The organism is Cecembia sp. (genome assembly GCF_007126775.1).
Taxonomy (GTDB): domain Bacteria; phylum Bacteroidota; class Bacteroidia; order Cytophagales; family Cyclobacteriaceae; genus Cecembia.
This window is the reverse complement of record NZ_SLAP01000209.1, coordinates 1-4,016: the sequence shown is the minus strand read 5'-3', so window position 1 is coordinate 4,016 and position 4,016 is coordinate 1. Positions and strand designations below refer to the sequence as shown.

3 protein-coding genes are annotated in these 4,016 nt (G+C 42.2%); all 3 read right to left on the bottom strand.

What is annotated here, in order from left to right:
* On the bottom strand, positions 1 to 290 hold a 290-nt coding region (locus tag QZT73_RS14040), incomplete at its 3' end, for a serpin family protein (protein WP_291788785.1).
* A gap of 102 nt (positions 291 to 392) precedes the next feature.
* Positions 393 to 2,867: an OmpA family protein gene (locus QZT73_RS14035; protein ID WP_291788783.1), complete on the bottom strand. Its 2,475-nt coding sequence runs from the start codon at positions 2,865 to 2,867 to the stop codon at positions 393 to 395.
* The coding region (locus QZT73_RS14030; RefSeq protein WP_291788782.1) for a hypothetical protein at positions 2,867 to 4,016 on the bottom strand (1,150 nt) is incomplete at its 5' end. The genes QZT73_RS14030 and QZT73_RS14035, both read right to left, overlap by 1 nt.

Below are 4,016 nucleotides of genomic sequence, written 5' to 3'. Positions count from 1 at the left end.
CTTCCGTTCATGGTCATAGACAAAGCCTGATGGATACTGAAAGGGCTGAAAAAAAGGTTTTTATCTGATTCCTTGTTTCCGATCTGCTGAAAAAGGTCAATGGCAAACTGGGTGCTTGATTCAGAAAGTCTTTCCTCTGATCCACTGAGTACTCTCAAATTGGGTTCTGCCATTCCTGAGGGTAAATCTTCTCCTGGAAGACAGGAAGAAAAAAGACCAATTACAGGCAGCATTAAGCAAATGAGATAAGCCTTTAAGTTCGGAGAGGATTTTCTAATCGTAGGTTCCATGGTTTAGGTGTTTCCCTAAAGACGATAGCTTTGGAAAAAGTGCTACATTCGGAATAAAATAAAACTTTCTTATCCAAGTCACTCCTTGTAATAGCATTACAATCAATTCCCGTCTGCTGTTTCTACTCGCTCCACCCTGGCCTCTACCTTCCTATCCTGATCATTGGAAAGTCTTTGCCTTCCTCGGATGATCTGTCCACCCTGTTCATAACGGATTTGTGAAGCCTCCAGTCCATAGTTTTCCTGTAAAGCCTGGCCTACGGCTTTCATACGGTCATCGGCCAATTGAAGATTGTAATTGATATTTCCGGTATTGTCGGCGAATCCTGAAAGGATGATTTCAAAACCTTCATTTTCCTTCACGAAGTCCACCAGGTCTGCCAATTTCTTCAATTCGAGTGGGTCCGGATCCCTTTGGTTGACCTGGAAAAAGACCATCACCTTGGATGGCAAAAACCGGATGTTTTCGGGTCTTTGAACTAGAACGGTATCTCTTACAGCCACTTCTTTTTCTAATGCTTTAATTTCTGACTCCACTTTACTTAGGGTATCACTTGGATAGCCAAGGAAAAGCTGATTCAAGTCTATTCTACCTAAGCTATCCGCCAGTGAGGTATCAAGCATTAAGCTATCCGGAACCTGCCAATCCATCATTGCTTTATCTACAAAAATAGTATCACGCAATGGCTCAAGGCTTTGATCTTCATCTTTGTCCAAAATGGCAGCCGCCGCTACCGCTCCGCCAGCTACGCCAAACGGCCACCACCAGCGGTTTCTTCTTAAGCGCTGTCCATCTTGCGTCTCTACCACTACCCGCTCATTTTTTCTCCCTTGATTTTGTACAATCACCCGGTCACGCCCACCATTGCCGCCCCTCGTTCTTTCCTGGTTTTGTGAAGATTGGTTGATCAGCAGTTGGTCTCTTTGAAAGCGCAGGTATTGGTTTTCCTGTTGCAGTCTTTGGAGTTCTTCGCTACTGCTTTCAATTTCTCCTGCCGCTGCCTCACTTCTTCTCCCCTCCCTTGGTTCAGCTGCGCTTTTCAGTACTTGATCTGATGCTTCCCTTTTTTCAATTTCAATGCTTGCTTCGTCTCGCTTGGGAACTGAATTTTCTACTGTAGTCTTTGGTGAATCAGGAATGCCTATTGTTGATGCCTGAGAAATACTCTCCTCAACTTCAAACATAAATTCTCCAGTGAGTGCATGGTAATTGGCTTTTAACCGTCCTAAGCTGTCTATTTCTGCATGAAACTCCTGCTCTCTTCGGCTGATAGAATCTAAGCTGTACCGCAAATCATAATTCCTCCGACGGGAAACCTGAAATAAGGAATCCTTAACTTCCTCTTCCAAATATGTATTTGCCTGTAGGCTGTCGGTTTGTTCCTGATAATTCCTGGAGATATCCAACAAAGATTTACGCCTGTTTTCGATCGCTCTTAGCTTATTTTCTTTTTGGTTGATTTTAGCCTCCCATGCCAATATTTGAGCACGGTAGGAGACGCTATCTGCTCTCCAACTCAATCTTTTCTGTTGGTTTTCCAATCTCGTCAGTCGTTCATTGATGGATAATTGATCATCTTTTACCGACTGCTCATTTTCCTCCAGTGCCTCTGGCAATATCAATGGTTTTGGACTGGCATAGTTTGGCGTGTAACTGCTGATTCTTGGTGCTTTGAACACCCGTTTGCTGATACCAAGATTATACCTGATCCCAATTCCATGGTATAAAACCCAATCATTATCCCCACTTGGTTTTCCACGGTTGAGGTTATCAGGGTCAATCCTATTGGTGCCGGGTTTTGCAGCATAAGCCTGAAATTCATTGTCATAAGAAGTACGGTATTTTCCACCCACATCATCCAAATGATCCGAAAAACTATGGATGATATCTGTTTGGGCAAAAAACTCTATTCTGGGGCCCATTTTGATACGGAAACCTAAACCAAGATTGGTATAAAAAGACCAGAGATCATAACCTTCTTCGGTCATAATGGCATGCAGGTCAGTTTCGTAAGTACCATTATGAATGATTTCTTTGGAGCTGTAGTCATAGCGTTGCCCTTGATCATCTAATAGGTCTCCTTTTACACTGAAGTCCAAGATGCCAAATCCTATTGTGAAGTAGGGCGCGATCCAGGAACGGGAGGGCAATAAGTGATCATTATCGGCCTTAAAGACAAAAGACAGGCCCAGGTCACGGGTATTATTTTGGAAATTAAGACCCCTTGAAAAATTGGGCGCTTCTGTCCAAAGCGTCCCATCTCTTCTGATGTACCGGTCACTCATGGCAAATTGGTATTCTCCATAAGAAAGCATCAGACCAATTGTTGGACTGAGCTGTCTTTCCAGACTGATCTTGAAAGAAGGCCTGTCAAAATAATTTTCGTTAAAATAGAATACCTGTTCTATAGCATCCCAATTGGAAATACCACGAATTGTGTGAGGACTTAAATCCCCATAGTAATTGCTATAGCCTGCACTGGCACCAAGCCTCCAATTGAAGTCTTTTTGCTGGGCAGAAAGATCCAAATTGGCCATTAAAAACAGTAGAATCACTGGAATGAGGTTGCGCATCATTACCTCCTGTCTTTAAGTCCCAACCAAAGATTGAATTCTAAGCTAATACCCGCAAAAGGTTGTATGTAAGTATTGGAATTCCCCATACCATTGGCACCTTCAAAATTCAGCATTACAGCACCCACATTGAGTCTGAATACCTGAAACATTTTGTACCCAAGACCCGCATAAATGGGCAAACCTATCAATTCCCCGCTGATGCGGTCTCCCTGACTGCTTTCAAAATTGGTCAGAAATACTCCTGTTGAAAAAGAGGCATTGCCAAGAAACTTGGTGAATGCTTTATTACCGAGTGGAAGTGATAGTCCTACATAAGGCCCGTGGAGGTATTCGGTAGCTGGTAAGTCCCTTTTAATGGGGATGGTGGCATAGCCAAAATTCAATGGAAGAACGTTTGGTTTTTTCTCTGTCGGATAATTAGAAACCGATCGGATATCTACCAATGCCAACAAACTATTGTCCAAATATTGGCTGCTCTCATTTTGAACAAGGGCAATCAATTCCTGGATATACTGTTCTGCATAGGCTGCTTTTTCATTGTCCTCTTTGTTTCTTCCAAGGACATTAAACCTCGCTCTCCTCAGCTTCAGACGGTTTTTTTGATCCAGTTTTTGTCTGACGACCTCACTGAAACCATGAAAATCCTGTCCAAGAAAATGACGGTAATTTTGTAAACCATCACTTACGATCTGATTCATTTGAGAAAGCAGAACTGCGTCGGAATTATTTGTTTTGATGCCACTGCTCTTGACCTCCATATTGGCACGGATATAGGCTTCAAGATTACCGTTCAAAGCAGCGGTTACTTTTTGCATTTGTGCATCACCTGCCTTCTCATAAAAATAAAATTCCAAGTCATAGCGGTCATTGTTTCTAAGAGGATTGGAAATGAAAAGCTCATATTCACTTACTTCAAAATCAAAGGCTTTTTTCCATTCATAAAAAACAGCTCTTTTTTCATTTTTTCCTGCCTTATTGATAGCAACTTTGACCATTTCAATACCTACAGGGAGCCTTCCTTTCACAAAAAATGGTTCTTCAGAGGGAATTGGGTTGCTGTTATTCAATTCGTTACTGACTACGTTGTAGTAAATTGATTTGATTTGCCCAAAGCTCAAAATGGGCAAGACAGATAGGTAAATAAGTAGT